The organism is Enterobacter ludwigii, assembly GCA_023023105.1.
Classification (GTDB): domain Bacteria; phylum Pseudomonadota; class Gammaproteobacteria; order Enterobacterales; family Enterobacteriaceae; genus Enterobacter; species Enterobacter adelaidei.
In genome coordinates this window covers 3,671,213-3,685,963 of the sequence record CP083824.1, presented here as the reverse complement: position 1 = coordinate 3,685,963, position 14,751 = coordinate 3,671,213, and the positions used below count along the sequence as shown (strand labels likewise).

Here is a 14,751-nt window from a genome sequence, read left to right as displayed (position 1 = left end):
CAGTAGAAACGAGCAAAAATTCCACGCTGGCCGCTTATGGCGCGGCCTAGCAAATACGGGGTAAAGGTTCAGCGTGCGGCAGATCCAGCGTACGTTTCACGCCGAAAATCCCGGTCAGGCGCACCCCTTTGCGCTCAACCACTTCACCAATAATGGCGGCTTCTTTCCCTAAAGGATGCGCATGCAGCATGTTCAGTACCACGTCAGCGACGTGGCGTTCAACGCCGATCACCAGCTTGCCTTCGTTGGCAAAATTGAGTGGATCAAGGCCCAATAATTCACACAGGCCGCGAACGGCAGGTTTAACAGGCAGACTTCGCTCGCTAAGTTCAATACCCCACCCGCAGCTTGCCGCGAACTCATGTACCACGGCATTCACGCCGCCACGGGTGGCGTCGCGAAGGGCTTTTACGCCCGGAATGGTACGCAGTGTCTGAATAAGCGGGGTGAGCACCGCGCAGTCGCTGCGCAGTTCGCCATCCAGCCCTAAACCTTCGCGCAGGTTAAGGATAGTCGCTCCATGACAGCCCAGCGTTCCTGTTACGAGAAGCACGTCGCCGACGTTAAGCTGTTGTGCCCCCCAGTGAATATTGGCAGGGATCGCCCCCATGCCGGCGGTGTTGATGAACAGCTTGTCGGCTGCGCCGCGCTGCACCACTTTGGTATCACCTGTGACGATGGCAATCCCCGCCTCGCGAGCGGTCTGCGCCATACTGTTGACCACTGCTGTGAGCGTCTCCATCGGCAATCCCTCTTCGAGGATAAACCCGCAGGAGAGGTAGCGCGGAACGGCACCGCTGACGGCGACGTCGTTTGCCGTGCCGCAGACGGCGAGCTTGCCGATATCGCCGCCCGGGAAGAACAGCGGGTCAATCACATAGCTGTCGGTGGAGAACGCCAGCCTGTCGCCTTGCGCGGTGAGGGTTGCCAGATCAATACGCGCCTGGTCTTCCTGCTCAGCGAGCCAGGGGTTGTTAAAAGCCTCCATAAACAGCCTGCTAATCAGCTGCTGCATTGCCTGTCCACCGCTGCCATGCGCCATTTCCACCGTGCTCATGCTTCACACTCCTGATTGCGATACTGATACCACGCGGCACACGCTCCTTCTGAGGAGACCATCAGCGCGCCAAACGCCGTTTGCGGGTTACAGGTGTTGCCAAATAACGGGCATTGATGAGGTTTGCACTTGCCCGTGAGGACCTCGCCGCAGCGAGACCGGGGATCGTCGCAAACCTGTTGTGGTTGCGGATGGAAATGCGCTTCAGCATCGAATGATTGATACGCAGGCGTCAGACGCACGCCGGATTCGGCAATCAGTCCCAGGCCGCGCCATTCACTGTCGCCTTCGACGCTAAACACCTCCGCAATGGCTTGCTGAGCGCGTGTATTGCCTGCGTCGGGCACGACGCGGCGGTACTGATTTTCCACCGTACTCAGGGCTGCTATTTTCTGCTCAACCAGCATGGTCACGCCTTGCAGTAGATCAAGAGGTTCGAAACCAGCCACCACTAATGGACGGTTGTACTGTTCAGCAATAAAACCGTAGGCGTCTGTACCGATGACCATGCTGACATGGCCCGGTGCCAGAAAAGCGTCAATGCCGTTACCCGGTTCTTCCAGCAGGCTACGCAGCGTGGGGATGAGCGTAATGTGCTGGCAGAAAAAGAAAAAGTTCTTGATGTTGCGGGATCTGGCCTGCTGTAGCGTGATTGCCGTGGCCGGCATGGTGGTTTCAAAACCGAGACCGAAAAACACGATTTTACGGGTGGGATTATCCGCTGCCAGCGTCAGGGCATCCATCGGAGAGTAGACGATCCGGATGTCCGCTCCGCGCGCTTTAGCCTGCAATAGTGAACCATTTTTCCCTGGCACACGCATCGCGTCGCCAAAGGTGCAAAAAATGACGTCGGGCTGGCTGGCGATTTCGATACAGCTGTCGATTCGTCCCATTGGCAGAACACACACCGGACAGCCAGGGCCGTGAATAAACTCGATGTTCTCTGGCAGAAGCTGGTCGAGACCAAATTTGAAGATGGCATGGGTATGCCCACCGCACACTTCCATAATGCGCAGCGGTTTTGCTGCGCTGTAGTCCAGCAGGGCTGCTCGCGTTTTCAGGTGTTCGATAAGCTGCATCACTTGTTCTGGCGCGCGGTATTCATCAACGTAACGCATCTGCTATCGCTCCTCGCCGTACAGCAGAGCGCCCACGTCAGGCTCTACGTCGAACATATTTTGCAGCGCATCGAGCGTGTCGCGCGCTTCCGCTTCGTTAATCACGCTCATGGCAAACCCCACGTGCACCAGCACCCACTGGCCGAGGCGTGAAGCGCCAGTTTCATCAACACTGCCGACCAGCGTCAGGTCTACATCGCGTAATAATCCACACACATCCACTCTGGCCTGATTCCCGTCAATGGCGTGAATTTGTCCCGGTACGCCTATGCACATCGTTCGCTCTCCAGCCAGTTCAACCAGCTTTCCATACCGTCGCCGCGCGTGGCGGACACCAGCAGGATGTTAATGTCCGGGTTGACTTCACGGGCATACGCCAGGCACTTATCCACGTCAAAATTCAGGTATGGCAGCAGGTCAACCTTGTTCAGCAGCATGATGGACGCGGCGGCAAACATATGCGGGTATTTCAGCGGCTTGTCTTCGCCTTCGGTCACCGAAAGCACGGCCACTTTATGCCGTTCACCGAGGTCAAAGCTCGCCGGGCAAACCAGGTTGCCGACGTTTTCAATAAACAGGATGCCGTTATCTGCCAGTGGCAGACGCGGGGTAGCGTCGGCAATCATCTGCGCATCCAGGTGGCAGCCTTTGCCTGTATTGACCTGAATGGCAGGCGTGCCGGTTTCGCGAATACGGGCGGCGTCGTTAACCGTCTGCTGATCGCCTTCGATTACCGCACAGGAGACACGCTCGTTCAGGCGTTTGAGGGTCTCAGTCAACAGCGTGGTTTTGCCGGACCCGGGGCTGGAGACCAGATTCAGCACCAGCTGTTTGCGGGTAGCAAAGCGTGCGCGGTTGCGGGCGGCGATCTGGTTATTTTTGTCCAGCACGTTAATTTCGACTTCCAGCATCTGGCGCTGGCTGATGCCCGGCGCATGCGTCCCCGCTTCGCCGTGGCCGTAATGCAGATCACCCGCGTCAGATTGTTGAGGAGTGAAAATGATACCGGTTAATGCCGATGCAGGGCGTGGGGCGGGTGAAAAGGGCGCGGAGCGAAACGCGGAGTGAGGACGATGTTCATCCCCTTCAATATACAGGTTGCCTTCGCCGCAACCGCAGGTGCTACACATAATTTACTCCTTCTCGATTTCGAGTCGTTGGATCTGCATGCCGTCATCCGCCACGATGCGCAGCCCGGCACTCTGGCATTGCGGACAGCGCTGAACCTTCGATGAAAGCAGGGTGACGTACTGCTGACACTGTTCACACCAGCACTCTGCCTGCTGCTCTTCAATATGGAGTTCGCAGCCTTCCGCCAGCGTGCCGCGGCATACCAGCTCAAAACAGAAGGTCAGGGCGCTGGTCTCGACACAGGAAAATGCCCCGACTTTCAGCCAGACACCGGTGACGCGTTTCGCGTGGTTTTGCACTGCCTGCTGTTCGATAAGTTCCAGAGCCCGCTGGCAGAGGGTGATTTCGTGCATGACGCCTCCTCAATGAATTGCCCCGGTAATGCAATAACAATGCCAGCTTGATTTTTGTTAAGGGGTGACGATGTCAACGCTGTCGAAATGACACGTCGACACCGCGGAGTTGACAGGTGTCTCTTGTTGAAAATCATTTAAAATCAACACAATAAAAACTGGCATGGAATCTGCTTAACAGCCGCTATCTCCATTAACCGGATACCTTTTATGACTATTTGGGAAATCAGCGAAAAAGCGGATTACATCGCGCAGCGCCATCAGCAATTACAGGACCAGTGGCACCTGTACTGCAACTCTCTGGTTCAGGGCATCACCCTGTCGAAAGCACGTCTTCACCACGCAATGAGCTGCGCGGCACAAGGTGATATGCGCTTTGTCCTCTTCGGCCATTTCACCATCAACGTTACCCTGGCGGATAACTTCAACAGCCACACCATCGAGTACTACCTCGAGACAAAAGATGGTGAAAAACAGTGTATTGCGAAGGCACAGCTGATGGCAGACGGCATGGTGGATGGTCACGTCAGTAACCGCGATCGCCAGCAGGTGCTGGAGCACTATCTGGAAAAAATTGCGCCAGTTTATGACGGTTTATACGCCGCCGTTGAACACGATCTCCCGGTCAATCTGGCGCAGTTGATGGATGGGCATGCCTCAGCGAATGTGGCCTGACTCTTACGTGTCGAGAAATGTCGACAAGACAGTTTTTCGTCAAAAATGACTATCACCAGAGGATAACCCGGTGAACCGTTTTGTAATTGCTGACTCGACGGTCTGTATTGGCTGTCGAACCTGTGAGGCGGCGTGTTCGGAAACGCATCGCCTGCATGGGTTGCAGTCCATGCCGCGTCTGCACATCATGCGTAATGAAAAAGAGTCTGCCCCGCAGCTCTGTCATCACTGTGAAGATGCCCCTTGCGCGGGTGTTTGCCCTGTGAATGCCATCACTCGCGTTGATGGCGCTGTCCAGCTGAACGAAAGCCTGTGCGTGAGCTGCAAGCTGTGCGGCATTGCCTGCCCGTTCGGCGCGATTGAATTTTCCGGCAGCCGCCCGCTGCATATTCCGGCTAATGCCAACACGCCGAAAGCCCCTCCTGCGCCCCCGGCCCCCGCGAAGGTAAGTACGCTGCTTGACTGGGTCCCCGGCATTCGTGCCGTCGCGGTGAAATGCGACCTGTGCAGCTTTGATGAGCAAGGTCCAGCGTGCGTACGCACCTGCCCGACCAAAGCGCTGATTCTGGTTAACATCCGCGATATCGCCCGCACCAGCAAGCGTAAACGTGAGCTGACCATCAATAGCGATTTTGGCGATCTTTCGCTTCTGCAGGCGCTTAATGAGGAGGCGAAATGAACGCCATAACCATGATCAACAGCGCCGTGGCGTACTTTACCGCCGCCGCAGTACTGGCGCTGATCTTCTCTTTGCATAAAACCCTGAGCGGCTGGATCGCCGGAATCGGCGGGGCGGTCGGTAGCCTGATGACGCTGGCGGCGGGCGGTGTCGTCCTGCTCGGTGGTCAATCCGTAGAGGCCGTGATGCCGCTGATTCGCCACACCGTGGAGATTACGCCGCTAAATGCCATCTGGCTGGTGACGTTTGGCCTGTGCGGTCTGTTTATCAGTCTGTTCAATATTGACTGGCACCGCCATCAGAATATTAAAGCCAACGGCCTGCTGATTAACCTGCTGCTGGCAACGGCGGTCTGTACCGTTATTGCCAGTAACCTCGGGGCGCTGGTGGTGATGGCGGAAATCATGGCGTTGTGTGGTGTCTTCCTGACGGGCTGCAGCGCCTCCGGCAAACTGTGGTTTGCGCTGGGCCGTCTCGGGACGCTGCTGCTGGCGCTGGCCTGCTGGCTGGTGTGGCAGCGCTTCGGCACGCTGGACTTCTCGGCACTCAACGGCCATCCGCTGGGGAATGACGTCTGGCTGCTGGGCGTGATTGGCTTTGGCCTGCTCGCCGGGATCATCCCGCTGCACGGCTGGGTGCCGCAGGCGCATGCGAATGCCTCCGCACCTGCTGCCGCGCTGTTTTCTGTGGTGGTGATGAAGGTCGGTCTGTTCGGCATTTTGGCAATTACGCTGACCGGCGGCCAGCCGCCGCTGTGGTGGGGCGTCGTGCTGCTGATCGCCGGGATGATCACGGCGTTCGTCGGCGGTCTGTACGCCCTGATGGAGCATAATATCCAGCGTCTTCTGGCGTACCACACGCTGGAAAATATCGGCATCATCCTGCTCGGTATTGGCGCGGGCGTGACCGGGTTAGCGCTCAATCAACCGGCGCTGATTGCCGCCGGTTTTATCGGCGGTCTCTATCACCTGATTAACCATAGCCTGTTTAAAAGCACGCTGTTCCTGGGGGCGGGGAGCGTCTGGTTCCGCACTAGCCATCGCGATATCGAAAAGCTTGGCGGCATTGGCAAAAAGATGCCCGTGATTTCACTGGCGATGCTGGTCGGTCTGATGGCGATGGCGGCGCTGCCGCCGCTCAACGGCTTTGCCGGGGAGTGGGTGATCTATCAGTCCTTCTTCGCGCTCGGCCAGAGCGAAGCGTTTATCGCCCGTCTGCTGGGGCCGCTTCTGGCGGTCGGGCTGGCGATTACCGGGGCGCTGGCGGTGATGTGTATGGCGAAAGTCTACGGCGTCACCTTCCTCGGCGCGCCGCGCACCCGCGAAGCTGAAAACGCCTGCTGTGCACCGGTGTTGATGGGGGGGAGCGTGGTTGCGCTGGCGCTGTGCTGCATCGCGGGCGGCGTGGCCGCACCGTGGCTGCTGCCGCTGCTGGGAAGCGCTATTCCGCTGCCGCTGACCGTCGCGAATACCACCGTCTCTCAGCCGATGATTGCGCTGCTGCTGATTGCCGCGCCGCTGCTGCCATTCATTCTGATGCTGTTCTTCAAACGCGACCGACTTGCCTCCCGCTCGCGCGGTGCGGCGTGGGCCTGCGGTTATGAACATGAACAATCAATGGTGATCACCGCCCACGGCTTTGCCATGCCGGTGAAAGAGAACTTTGCTGCCGTGCTGAAGCTGCGCCACTGGTTGAACCCGGTGGCCTGGATCCCTGGCTGGCAGAGCGCTGCTGTGCCTGCGCTGTTCCGCCGTCTGGCCGTTATCGAGCTGGCGGTGCTGGTAGTGATTGTGATTTCACGAGGAGCCTGACATGAGTTTGTTACTGGCACTACTTCAGGCGCTGGTGTTATTCGCCATTGCGCCGCTGCTTTCCGGGGTGAGCCGCGTGGCGCGCGCCCGGATGCATAACCGTCGCGGGCCTGGCGTGCTGCAGGAGTACCGCGATCTCTTCAAATTGCTCACTCGCCAGAGCGTGGCCCCGGATGCTGCAGGCTGGGTTTTCCGCCTGACACCGTTTGTGATGGTGGGCGTGATGCTCACCATCGCCACCGCGCTGCCGGTGGTGACGGTGGGTTCACCGTTGCCGGTACTGGGTGATTTGATCACGCTTATCTATCTCTTCGCCATCGCCCGTTTCTTCTTTGCGATTGCGGGCCTGGACACGGGGAGTCCGTTTACCGGTCTTGGCGCCAGCCGTGAGGCGATGCTCGGCGTGCTCGTCGAGCCGATCCTGCTGCTGGGGCTCTGGGTGGCGGCGCAGGTTGCAGACTCTACCCACATCAGTTTTATCACTAACACCGTTTATCACTGGCCGTTGGCCCGTTCCATTCCGCTGGTTCTGGCGCTGTGTGCCTGCGCGTTTGCCACCTTTATTGAGATGGGCAAACTGCCATTTGACCTCGCGGAAGCGGAGCAGGAGCTGCAGGAAGGGCCGCTGACGGAGTACAGCGGCTATGGCTTTGCGGTACTGAAGTGGGGCATCAGCCTCAAACAGCTGGTGGTGCTGCAGATGTTTGTCGGTGTCTTCTTCCCGTGGGGGCAGATGACGCATTTCTCGGTGAGTGGTCTGGTGCTGGCCGTGGTCGTTGCGGCGCTCAAACTTCTGGTCGGCGTGTTGGTGATTGCCCTGTTTGAAAACAGCATGGCGCGTCTGCGCTTTGTCGCGACATCGCGCATCACCTGGGCCGGTTTTGGTTTCGCATTTTTAGCGTTCGTCTCCTTGCTGGTGGCGTGATTAAAGAGAGTTTTTATGTCTGAAGAAAAGAAAGGTCAGCAGTATCTCGCCGCGTTACATCAGGCTTTCCCTGGCGTCGTGCTGGAGGAGTCCTGGCAAACCAAAGACCAGATCACCGTCACCGTTAAGGTGAACTATTTGCCGGAAGTGGTGGAGTTTCTCTATTACCAGCAGGGCGGTTGGCTCTCTGTGCTGTTCGGCAACGACGAGCGCCAGCTGTGTGGCAACTATGCGGTGTACTACGTGATGTCGATGGAGCAGTTCGAGAAGTGCTGGCTCACCGTACGCGTTGAAGTGGACCCAAACAAACCGGAGTATCCGTCCGTCACGCCGCGCGTGCCCGCCGCCGTATGGGGCGAACGTGAAGTGCGCGACATGTACGGGCTGGTGCCTGTAGGCCTGCCGGATGAACGTCGCCTGGTGCTGCCGGACGACTGGCCGGACGAACTCTATCCGCTGCGCAAGGACAGCATGGACTACCGCCAGCGTCCGGCCCCGACCACCGACAGCGAAACCTACGAGTTCATCAACGAGCTGGGCAGTAAAAAGAACAACGTGGTGCCGATTGGTCCGCTGCACGTGACTTCCGATGAACCAGGCCACTTCCGCCTGTTTGTCGACGGCGAGAACATTATCGACGCCGACTACCGCCTGTTCTACGTCCACCGCGGCATGGAGAAGCTGGCGGAGACCCGCATGGGCTACAACGAAGTCACGTTCCTCTCTGACCGCGTGTGCGGCATCTGCGGCTTTGCCCACAGCACCGCCTACACCACCTCGGTGGAGAATGGCATGGGAATTGTGGTGCCAGAGCGCGCGCAGATGATCCGCGCCATCCTGCTGGAGGTGGAGCGCCTGCACTCGCATCTGCTGAACCTCGGCCTGGCCTGCCACTTCGTCGGTTTTGACTCCGGGTTTATGCAGTTCTTCCGCGTGCGTGAAGCGTCGATGAAGATGGCGGAGATCCTCACTGGCGCACGTAAAACCTACGGTCTGAACCTGATCGGCGGGATCCGCCGTGACCTGCTGAAAGACGACATGATCCAGACCCGCCAGCTGGCGCAGCAGATGCGTCGCGACGTGCAGGAGCTGGTGGATATGCTGCTCAGCACGCCAAACATCGAGCAGCGTACCGTCGGGATTGGTCGTCTTGACCCTGAAATCGCCCGTGATTTCAGCAACGTGGGTCCGATGGTGCGCGCCAGCGGCCACGCCCGCGACACCCGTGCCGATCACCCGTTCGTCGGTTATGGCCTGCTGCCGATGACCGTGCACAGCGAGCAGGGCTGCGACGTTATCTCTCGCCTCAAAGTGCGCATCAATGAGGTGTTCACCGCCCTGAACATGATCGACTTCGGTCTGGATAACCTGCCGGGCGGCCCGCTGATGGTTGAAGGTTTCACCTACATTCCAAACCGCTTCGCGCTGGGATTCGCCGAAGCGCCACGTGGAGATGACATCCACTGGAGCATGACCGGCGACAACCAGAAGCTCTACCGCTGGCGCTGCCGTGCGGCAACCTACGCCAACTGGCCAACCCTGCGCTATATGCTGCGTGGAAACACGGTTTCCGACGCGCCGCTGATCATCGGCAGCCTTGATCCGTGCTACTCCTGTACCGACCGCATGACGGTGGTGGATGTGCGCAAGAAGAAAAGCCAGGTGGTGCCATATAAAGAGCTTGAGCGCTACAGCATTGAGCGTAAGAACTCGCCGCTGAAATAAGGACTCGTCATGTTTACCTTTATTAAAAAAGTCATCAAAACCGGCGCGGTAACCAGCAGTTATCCGCTGGAGCCGATGCCGGTGAATAAAAACTTTCGCGGTAAGCCGGAACACAATCCGCAGCAGTGCATCGGCTGCGCGGCCTGTGTAAACGCCTGTCCGTCGAATGCCCTGACGGTGGAAACGGACCTCAAAACCGGTGAACTGGCCTGGCAGTTTAACCTCGGGCGCTGCATCTTCTGTGGCCGCTGCGAAGAGGTCTGCCCGACGGTCGCAATCCGCTTGTCACAGGAATACGAGCTGGCGGTATGGAAGAAAGAAGACTTCCTGCAGCAGTCGCGCTTTGAACTGTGTAACTGTCGCGTCTGCAAGCGTCCATTCGCCGTGCAAAAAGAGATCGACTATGCCATCGCGCTGTTGCAGCACAATGGAGACGCTCGTGCAGAGCATCATCGTGAAAGCTTTGAAACCTGCCCGGAGTGTAAGCGTCAGAAGTGCCTGCTGCCGTCCGACCGCATTGATATTACCCGCCATATGAGAGAGGCCAGCTGATGGAAAACCTACTGGGCCCGCGCGACGATAACGGCATTCCGGTGCCGATGACGGTGGATGAGTCCATCGCCAGCATGAAGGCGTCGCTGCTGAAAAAAATCAAACGCTCGGCCTATGTCTACCGCGTGGACTGCGGCGGCTGCAACGGCTGCGAGATTGAGATCTTCGCCACCCTGTCGCCGTTGTTTGACGCCGAGCGTTTCGGCATCAAAGTTGTACCGTCTCCGCGCCATGCCGACATTTTGCTGTTTACCGGCGCCGTCACCCGCGCCATGCGCTCGCCTGCGCTGCGCGCCTGGCAATCTGCGCCTGACCCGAAAATCTGTATCTCGTACGGAGCCTGTGGCAACAGCGGCGGCATTTTCCACGATCTGTATTGCGTCTGGGGTGGCACTGACAAAATCGTGCCGGTGGATGTTTACATTCCGGGCTGCCCACCGACACCTGCCGCAACGCTGTACGGTTTTGCCATGGCGCTTGGCCTGCTGGAGCAGAAAATTCATGCTCGTGAACCTGGGGAGCTTGATAACCAGCCTGCGACCATCCTGCACCCGGACATGGTGCAGCCGCTGCGGGTGAAGGTCGATCGCACGGCGCGCAAACTGGCGGGCTATCGCTATGGTCGCCAGATTGCCGACGATTACCTGCGTCTGCTGAGTCAGGGTGAGCATCAGGTGGCTCGCTGGCTGGAGGCGGAGAACGATCCGCGTTTGAATGAGATTGTGGCAAACCTGAACAACATCGTGGAAGAGGCGCGTATCCGATGAGTGAAACGGTGGTGTTCAGTCAGCTGAGCCGTAAGTTTATTGATGAGAACGATGCCACGCCGGATGCGGCGCAGCAGGTGGTCTATTACAGCCTGGCGATTGGGCATCACCTCGGGGTGATTGACTGCCTGGAAACGGCGTTAAGCTGCCCGTGGCCCGAGTATCTGGCGTGGATCGCCACGCTGGAGGAGGGCAGTACGGCGCGGCGCAAGATGGAAGGCGTGCCGAAGTACGGCGAGATCGTCATCGACGCCAACCACATTGCGATGTTGGCGAACGCGTTTGACGCGGCGCTGAACAGGCAAACCCCTGAGCAGCAGGCGTGGAGCAAAACGCTGCTTAGCATGCTGCACGATATTCATCAGGAGAGCGCCATCTACCTGATGGTGAGGAGATTACGTGACTGACGTTTTACTGTGTGTTGGCAACAGCATGATGGGCGATGACGGCGCAGGCCCATTGTTGGCAGAAATGTGCGCGGCAAATTCTCAGGGTAACTGGGTGGTCATCGACGGTGGCAGCGCGCCGGAAAACGACGTGGTTGCGATTCGTGAGCTGCACCCGGACAGGCTGCTGATCGTTGATGCCACGGATATGGGGCTCAACCCCGGCGAGATCCGCCTGATTGACCCGGATGACATCGCCGAGATGTTTATGATGACCACCCACAATATGCCGCTGAACTACCTGGTCGATCAGATTAAAGACGACGTGGGCGAGGTGCTGTTTTTGGGGATTCAGCCGGACATTGTTGGGTTTTATTACCCGATGACGCCGCCGGTGAAAGCGGCGGTCGAAGTGGTTTATTCCCGGCTTGCGGGATGGTGTGGGGACGGGGGATTTTCCCGGCTCTGAGCTGTGCCAAACCGATCTCCCTCTCCCTGTGGGAGAGGGTCGGGGTGAGGGCAACAGTCTACTCCAGATCCGCCCCGTTACTCGCAATCACCTTCTTATACCACCAGAACGATTTCTTGCGTTTCCTGTCCAGCGTGCCGTTTCCGGCGTCGTCGCGGTCAACGTACACAAACCCGTAGCGCTTGCTCATCTCACCCGTTGAGGCGGCCACCAGGTCGATGCAGCCCCAGGTGGTGTAGCCCATCAGCGGCACGCCGTCCTCAATCGCGTCACCCATCGCGCGAATATGCTCGCGCAGATAGCTGATGCGGTAGTCGTCGTTAATCTCGCCGTTTTCATCAATAACGTCTTTCGCCCCGAGACCGTTTTCCACCAGGAACAGCGGCTTCTGGTAGCGGTCGTACATCATGTTCATGGTGATGCGCAGGCCGAGCGGGTCGATGCCCCAGCCCCATTCGCTCACCTGAATATGCGGGTTGCGCAGGGATTTCACGATGTTCGCGGCGCTGGTGTTGCCCGCGTTCATATCTGCCGACGTGCAGCGCGAAGCGTAATAGCTGAACGAGACAAAATCGACGGTGTTTTTCAGCAGTTCGTCGTCGCCAGGATCTTTCACAATCACCACGCCTTTCTCGCGGAATACGCGGGCGGAGTAGGCTGGATAGCTGCCGCGCGCCTGCACGTCGATAAAGAACAGGTTCTCGCGATCTTTCTCCAGCGCCATCCACACGTCTTCTGGCTTGCAGGAGTACGGGTAGAAATTCCCGCCCGCCAGCATGCAGCCGACCTGATTTCCCGTGTTTACCTCGTGGGCGATTTTGGTCGCCAGCGCGCTCGCCACCAGCTCGTGGTGTGCGGCCTGATATTTCACCTGATCTTCGTTCTCGCCTTCTTCAAATACCAGGCCCGCGCCAGAGAACGGGCTGTGCAACATAATGTTGATTTCATTGAAGGTCAGCCAGTATTTCACCAGACCATTAAATTCCTCGAAGCAGGTGCGGGCGTAACGGGCGAAGAAATCGACCATCTTGCGGTTGCGCCAGGAACCGTACTCCGTCACCAGGTGCATCGGTACGTCGAAGTGGCAGAGGGTCACCAGCGGCTCGATGTTGTACTTTTTGCACTCTTCAAACACCGCGCGGTAGAAGGCAATACCTTCTTTATTGGGCAGCGGCTCATCGCCATTTGGATAGAGGCGGCTCCAGGCAATTGAGGTGCGGAACACCGTAAACCCCATCTCCGCCATCAGGGCGATGTCTTCTTTGTAGCGATGATAAAAATCAATCGCTTCGTGGCTCGGGTAGAACTCGTCGTCACGCAGCGAAAACCGCTTTTCCTTACCGACCTTTACCGCCAGACGATTCGCGCCGTGGGGGATCATATCGACCGTTGTGAGCCCTTTGCCGCCTTCGCGATAAGCGCCTTCACTCTGGTTGGCGGCAAGCGCGCCGCCCCATAAAAATCCTTTTGGAAAAACAGACATTCTTACCTCACTCTCAATTTATGCTTTTGCTGCTTTGCTCTGTACCGGGGCACTCTGTAGGGCGCGCGCTTTTTCAGCATCGTCTTCGACCGGGATATCTTCAAAACCTAATATCAGGGTCAGAACGAACGACAGCACCACCGCCAGCGCCATGACACCGAACACCCAGACGATGGTCATCGGGTTCGCCGGGTCGAAGAACTGCACGCTGGTAAACAACCCAGGTGCGGCCATCGAATGGCTGGCAAGTCCGGCAATGCCGGCCACCGCACCGCAGATAAAACCGCTGATCAGGCTCGCAATCAGTGGACGTTTCAGCCGTACCGCTACACCGTACAGCGCGGGTTCAGAGATCCCCGCCATGATGGCAGAGGCTGCCGCCGCTAACGCCGTCTGGCGCAGCTCCGGGTTTTTGGTTTTCCAGGCTACCGCCAGAGACGAACCGCCAAGGGAGAGGTTGGCGCCGATTTCCGACGGCATGACCATCCCTTCTTTGCCCGTTTCGGCAATGGTCTGGATGATGGTTGGCGTAAAGACGCGGTGCATCCCGGTCATCACCAGCAGCGGCCAGAGTGCTCCCATGATCGCCACGGAGAGCCAGCCCAGATAGCCGTGAATGGTGTAAACCAGCGCGGAGATGGCGCTACCGATCCAGATCCCCAGCGGCCCAATCAGCACAATGGCGAGCGGGGCGGCAATCAGCACGATCAGCATCGGTTTGAGGAAGTTTTTGGTCACTGCCGGGGTAATGCGATCGACCCAGCGTTCGATGTACGACAGGCACCAGGTCATCACCAGCGCCGGGATCACGGTGTAGGTGTATTTCACTGCCGTTACTGGAATGAAGGCGAACTCAACATGCTCGCCCTGCGCGGCTTTCGCCATCAACTCGATAAAGCTCGGATGAACCAAAACCCCTGCAATGGCGATCGCCAGCGACATGTTGGTTTTGAATTTCACCGCTGCCGAGGCCGCCACCATCAGCGGCAGGAAGAAGAAGGCACCGTCGCCAATCACGGTGAGAATGGTGAGCGTCGGCGCGCCTTTAGGCAGCACGCCGGTCATCTCAAGGATCATCGCCAGCAGTTTAACCATCGAGCCACCGATGATCGCCGGGATCAGCGGCGACATGGTGCCGATGAGCGCATCCAGGATCCCGGCGCCAATGCGGCGCAATGTCAACTTCTGTGGACCTTCCGGTGATGCAGGCTGCAGGTCGGCTGGCAGCAGGCTGACTACCTCGCGGTAGGCCTGAGAAACGGTGTTGCCAATGATCACCTGGCACTGGTTGTCGTTGCGCACTACGCCGAGCACGCCGCTAATGCTTTTCAGACGCGCAGCGTCGGTGAGGCTTTCGTCTTTCAGGACGAAGCGCAGACGCGTCATGCAGTGGGTGACGGCGACGATGTTCTCTTTGCCGCCCAGCGCGCTGACGACATCATTCGCCAGCGCAGCGTAATTTTTGGCCATCGGATGAGATCCTGTTATCGTTGTGAGAAATGTAGGAAACCGGTTCCACATAATCATCATGAGTTTATTTGAATGAAACAAGATCACATTTCGACCATTTTTTCATTTCGTGATGATGATCACCAGGCGGTGCAAAAAGCGTGATTTCAT

16 protein-coding genes are annotated in these 14,751 nt (G+C 58.1%); 9 read left to right on the top strand and 7 right to left on the bottom strand.

The features are described from left to right. Positions 1 to 46: 46 nt before the first annotated feature. From hypE to hypA, 5 genes are read right to left on the bottom strand one after another with little or no spacing between them, the layout of a single operon-like run. Positions 47 to 1,057 (bottom strand): hydrogenase expression/formation protein HypE, encoded by a 1,011-nt coding sequence (hypE, locus tag LCD46_17800; GenBank protein UOY69894.1) that lies wholly within the window; start codon positions 1,055 to 1,057, stop codon positions 47 to 49. After that, positions 1,054 to 2,175 carry a hydrogenase formation protein HypD gene (hypD, locus tag LCD46_17795; GenBank protein UOY69893.1) on the bottom strand — a complete coding sequence of 374 codons (1,122 nt, stop codon included), beginning with the start codon at positions 2,173 to 2,175 and terminating at the stop codon, positions 1,054 to 1,056. The genes hypE and hypD overlap by 4 nt, the downstream gene beginning before the upstream one ends. A 3-nt stretch (positions 2,176 to 2,178) precedes the next feature. Then, complete coding sequence (locus tag LCD46_17790; GenBank protein UOY69892.1) at positions 2,179 to 2,451, bottom strand: HypC/HybG/HupF family hydrogenase formation chaperone; 273 nt, start codon at positions 2,449 to 2,451, stop codon at positions 2,179 to 2,181. Continuing rightward, positions 2,442 to 3,305 (bottom strand): hydrogenase nickel incorporation protein HypB, encoded by an 864-nt coding sequence (hypB, locus tag LCD46_17785; protein ID UOY69891.1) that lies wholly within the window; start codon positions 3,303 to 3,305, stop codon positions 2,442 to 2,444. Before hypB ends, LCD46_17790 begins: the two co-directional genes overlap by 10 nt. A gap of 3 nt (positions 3,306 to 3,308) precedes the next feature. Continuing rightward, on the bottom strand, positions 3,309 to 3,659 hold the full coding sequence (gene hypA / locus LCD46_17780) for a hydrogenase maturation nickel metallochaperone HypA (GenBank protein ID UOY69890.1): 351 nt from the start codon (positions 3,657 to 3,659) through the stop codon (positions 3,309 to 3,311). A 210-nt stretch (positions 3,660 to 3,869) separates the two neighbouring features. On the opposite strand from hypA, the gene hycA reads away from it, so the two are divergent. From hycA to hycI, 9 genes are all read left to right on the top strand, one after another. Further along, complete coding sequence (gene hycA, locus LCD46_17775; protein UOY69889.1) at positions 3,870 to 4,334, top strand: formate hydrogenlyase regulator HycA; 465 nt, start codon at positions 3,870 to 3,872, stop codon at positions 4,332 to 4,334. 70 nt (positions 4,335 to 4,404) lie between these two features. Then, positions 4,405 to 5,013, top strand: a complete 609-nt coding sequence (locus LCD46_17770; protein UOY69888.1) for a 4Fe-4S dicluster domain-containing protein — start codon at positions 4,405 to 4,407, stop codon at positions 5,011 to 5,013. Further along, complete coding sequence (hycC, locus tag LCD46_17765) at positions 5,010 to 6,824, top strand: formate hydrogenlyase subunit 3 (protein UOY69887.1); 1,815 nt, start codon at positions 5,010 to 5,012, stop codon at positions 6,822 to 6,824. The genes LCD46_17770 and hycC overlap by 4 nt, the downstream gene beginning before the upstream one ends. A gap of 1 nt (position 6,825) precedes the next feature. After that, complete coding sequence (locus LCD46_17760; protein ID UOY69886.1) at positions 6,826 to 7,749, top strand: respiratory chain complex I subunit 1 family protein; 924 nt, start codon at positions 6,826 to 6,828, stop codon at positions 7,747 to 7,749. 15 nt (positions 7,750 to 7,764) lie between these two features. After that, positions 7,765 to 9,474, top strand: a complete 1,710-nt coding sequence (gene hycE / locus LCD46_17755) for a formate hydrogenlyase subunit HycE (protein ID UOY69885.1) — start codon at positions 7,765 to 7,767, stop codon at positions 9,472 to 9,474. Between the two features lie 9 nt (positions 9,475 to 9,483). Next, on the top strand, positions 9,484 to 10,026 hold the full coding sequence (locus LCD46_17750) for a formate hydrogenlyase complex iron-sulfur subunit (protein ID UOY69884.1): 543 nt from the start codon (positions 9,484 to 9,486) through the stop codon (positions 10,024 to 10,026). Beyond that, entirely contained in the window at positions 10,026 to 10,793 is a 768-nt protein-coding gene (locus tag LCD46_17745; GenBank protein ID UOY69883.1) for an NADH-quinone oxidoreductase subunit B family protein, read from the top strand. Before LCD46_17750 ends, LCD46_17745 begins: the two co-directional genes overlap by 1 nt. Further along, positions 10,790 to 11,200 carry a formate hydrogenlyase maturation HycH family protein gene (locus tag LCD46_17740; GenBank protein ID UOY69882.1) on the top strand — a complete coding sequence of 137 codons (411 nt, stop codon included), beginning with the start codon at positions 10,790 to 10,792 and terminating at the stop codon, positions 11,198 to 11,200. The genes LCD46_17745 and LCD46_17740 overlap by 4 nt, the downstream gene beginning before the upstream one ends. After that, entirely contained in the window at positions 11,193 to 11,648 is a 456-nt protein-coding gene (gene hycI / locus LCD46_17735; GenBank protein UOY69881.1) for a hydrogenase maturation peptidase HycI, read from the top strand. Before LCD46_17740 ends, hycI begins: the two co-directional genes overlap by 8 nt. Positions 11,649 to 11,706: 58 nt before the next feature. On the opposite strand, the gene LCD46_17730 is transcribed toward hycI, so the two are convergent. After that, positions 11,707 to 13,131 carry a 6-phospho-beta-glucosidase gene (locus tag LCD46_17730; protein ID UOY69880.1) on the bottom strand — a complete coding sequence of 475 codons (1,425 nt, stop codon included), beginning with the start codon at positions 13,129 to 13,131 and terminating at the stop codon, positions 11,707 to 11,709. Positions 13,132 to 13,149: 18 nt separating this feature from the next. After that, positions 13,150 to 14,601 (bottom strand): PTS cellobiose/arbutin/salicin transporter subunit IIBC, encoded by a 1,452-nt coding sequence (ascF, locus tag LCD46_17725; GenBank protein ID UOY69879.1) that lies wholly within the window; start codon positions 14,599 to 14,601, stop codon positions 13,150 to 13,152. Between the last annotated feature and the right edge of the window lie 150 nt (positions 14,602 to 14,751).

Excerpts from the sequence above, each read along its gene's own strand:
- hypE (UOY69894.1), bottom strand. The coding sequence starts at position 1,057 with ATGAGCACGGTGGAAATGGCGCATGGCAGCGGTGGACAGGCAATGCAG.
- hypD (UOY69893.1), bottom strand. The coding sequence starts at position 2,175 with ATGCGTTACGTTGATGAATACCGCGCGCCAGAACAAGTGATGCAGCTT.
- LCD46_17790 (UOY69892.1), bottom strand. The coding sequence starts at position 2,451 with ATGTGCATAGGCGTACCGGGACAAATTCACGCCATTGACGGGAATCAG.
- hypB (UOY69891.1), bottom strand. The coding sequence starts at position 3,305 with ATGTGTAGCACCTGCGGTTGCGGCGAAGGCAACCTGTATATTGAAGGG.
- hypA (UOY69890.1), bottom strand. The coding sequence starts at position 3,659 with ATGCACGAAATCACCCTCTGCCAGCGGGCTCTGGAACTTATCGAACAG.
- hycA (UOY69889.1), top strand. The coding sequence starts at position 3,870 with ATGACTATTTGGGAAATCAGCGAAAAAGCGGATTACATCGCGCAGCGC.
- hycC (UOY69887.1), top strand. The coding sequence starts at position 5,010 with ATGAACGCCATAACCATGATCAACAGCGCCGTGGCGTACTTTACCGCC.
- LCD46_17760 (UOY69886.1), top strand. The coding sequence starts at position 6,826 with ATGAGTTTGTTACTGGCACTACTTCAGGCGCTGGTGTTATTCGCCATT.
- hycE (UOY69885.1), top strand. The coding sequence starts at position 7,765 with ATGTCTGAAGAAAAGAAAGGTCAGCAGTATCTCGCCGCGTTACATCAG.
- LCD46_17750 (UOY69884.1), top strand. The coding sequence starts at position 9,484 with ATGTTTACCTTTATTAAAAAAGTCATCAAAACCGGCGCGGTAACCAGC.
- LCD46_17745 (UOY69883.1), top strand. The coding sequence starts at position 10,026 with ATGGAAAACCTACTGGGCCCGCGCGACGATAACGGCATTCCGGTGCCG.
- LCD46_17740 (UOY69882.1), top strand. The coding sequence starts at position 10,790 with ATGAGTGAAACGGTGGTGTTCAGTCAGCTGAGCCGTAAGTTTATTGAT.
- LCD46_17730 (UOY69880.1), bottom strand. The coding sequence starts at position 13,131 with ATGTCTGTTTTTCCAAAAGGATTTTTATGGGGCGGCGCGCTTGCCGCC.
- ascF (UOY69879.1), bottom strand. The coding sequence starts at position 14,601 with ATGGCCAAAAATTACGCTGCGCTGGCGAATGATGTCGTCAGCGCGCTG.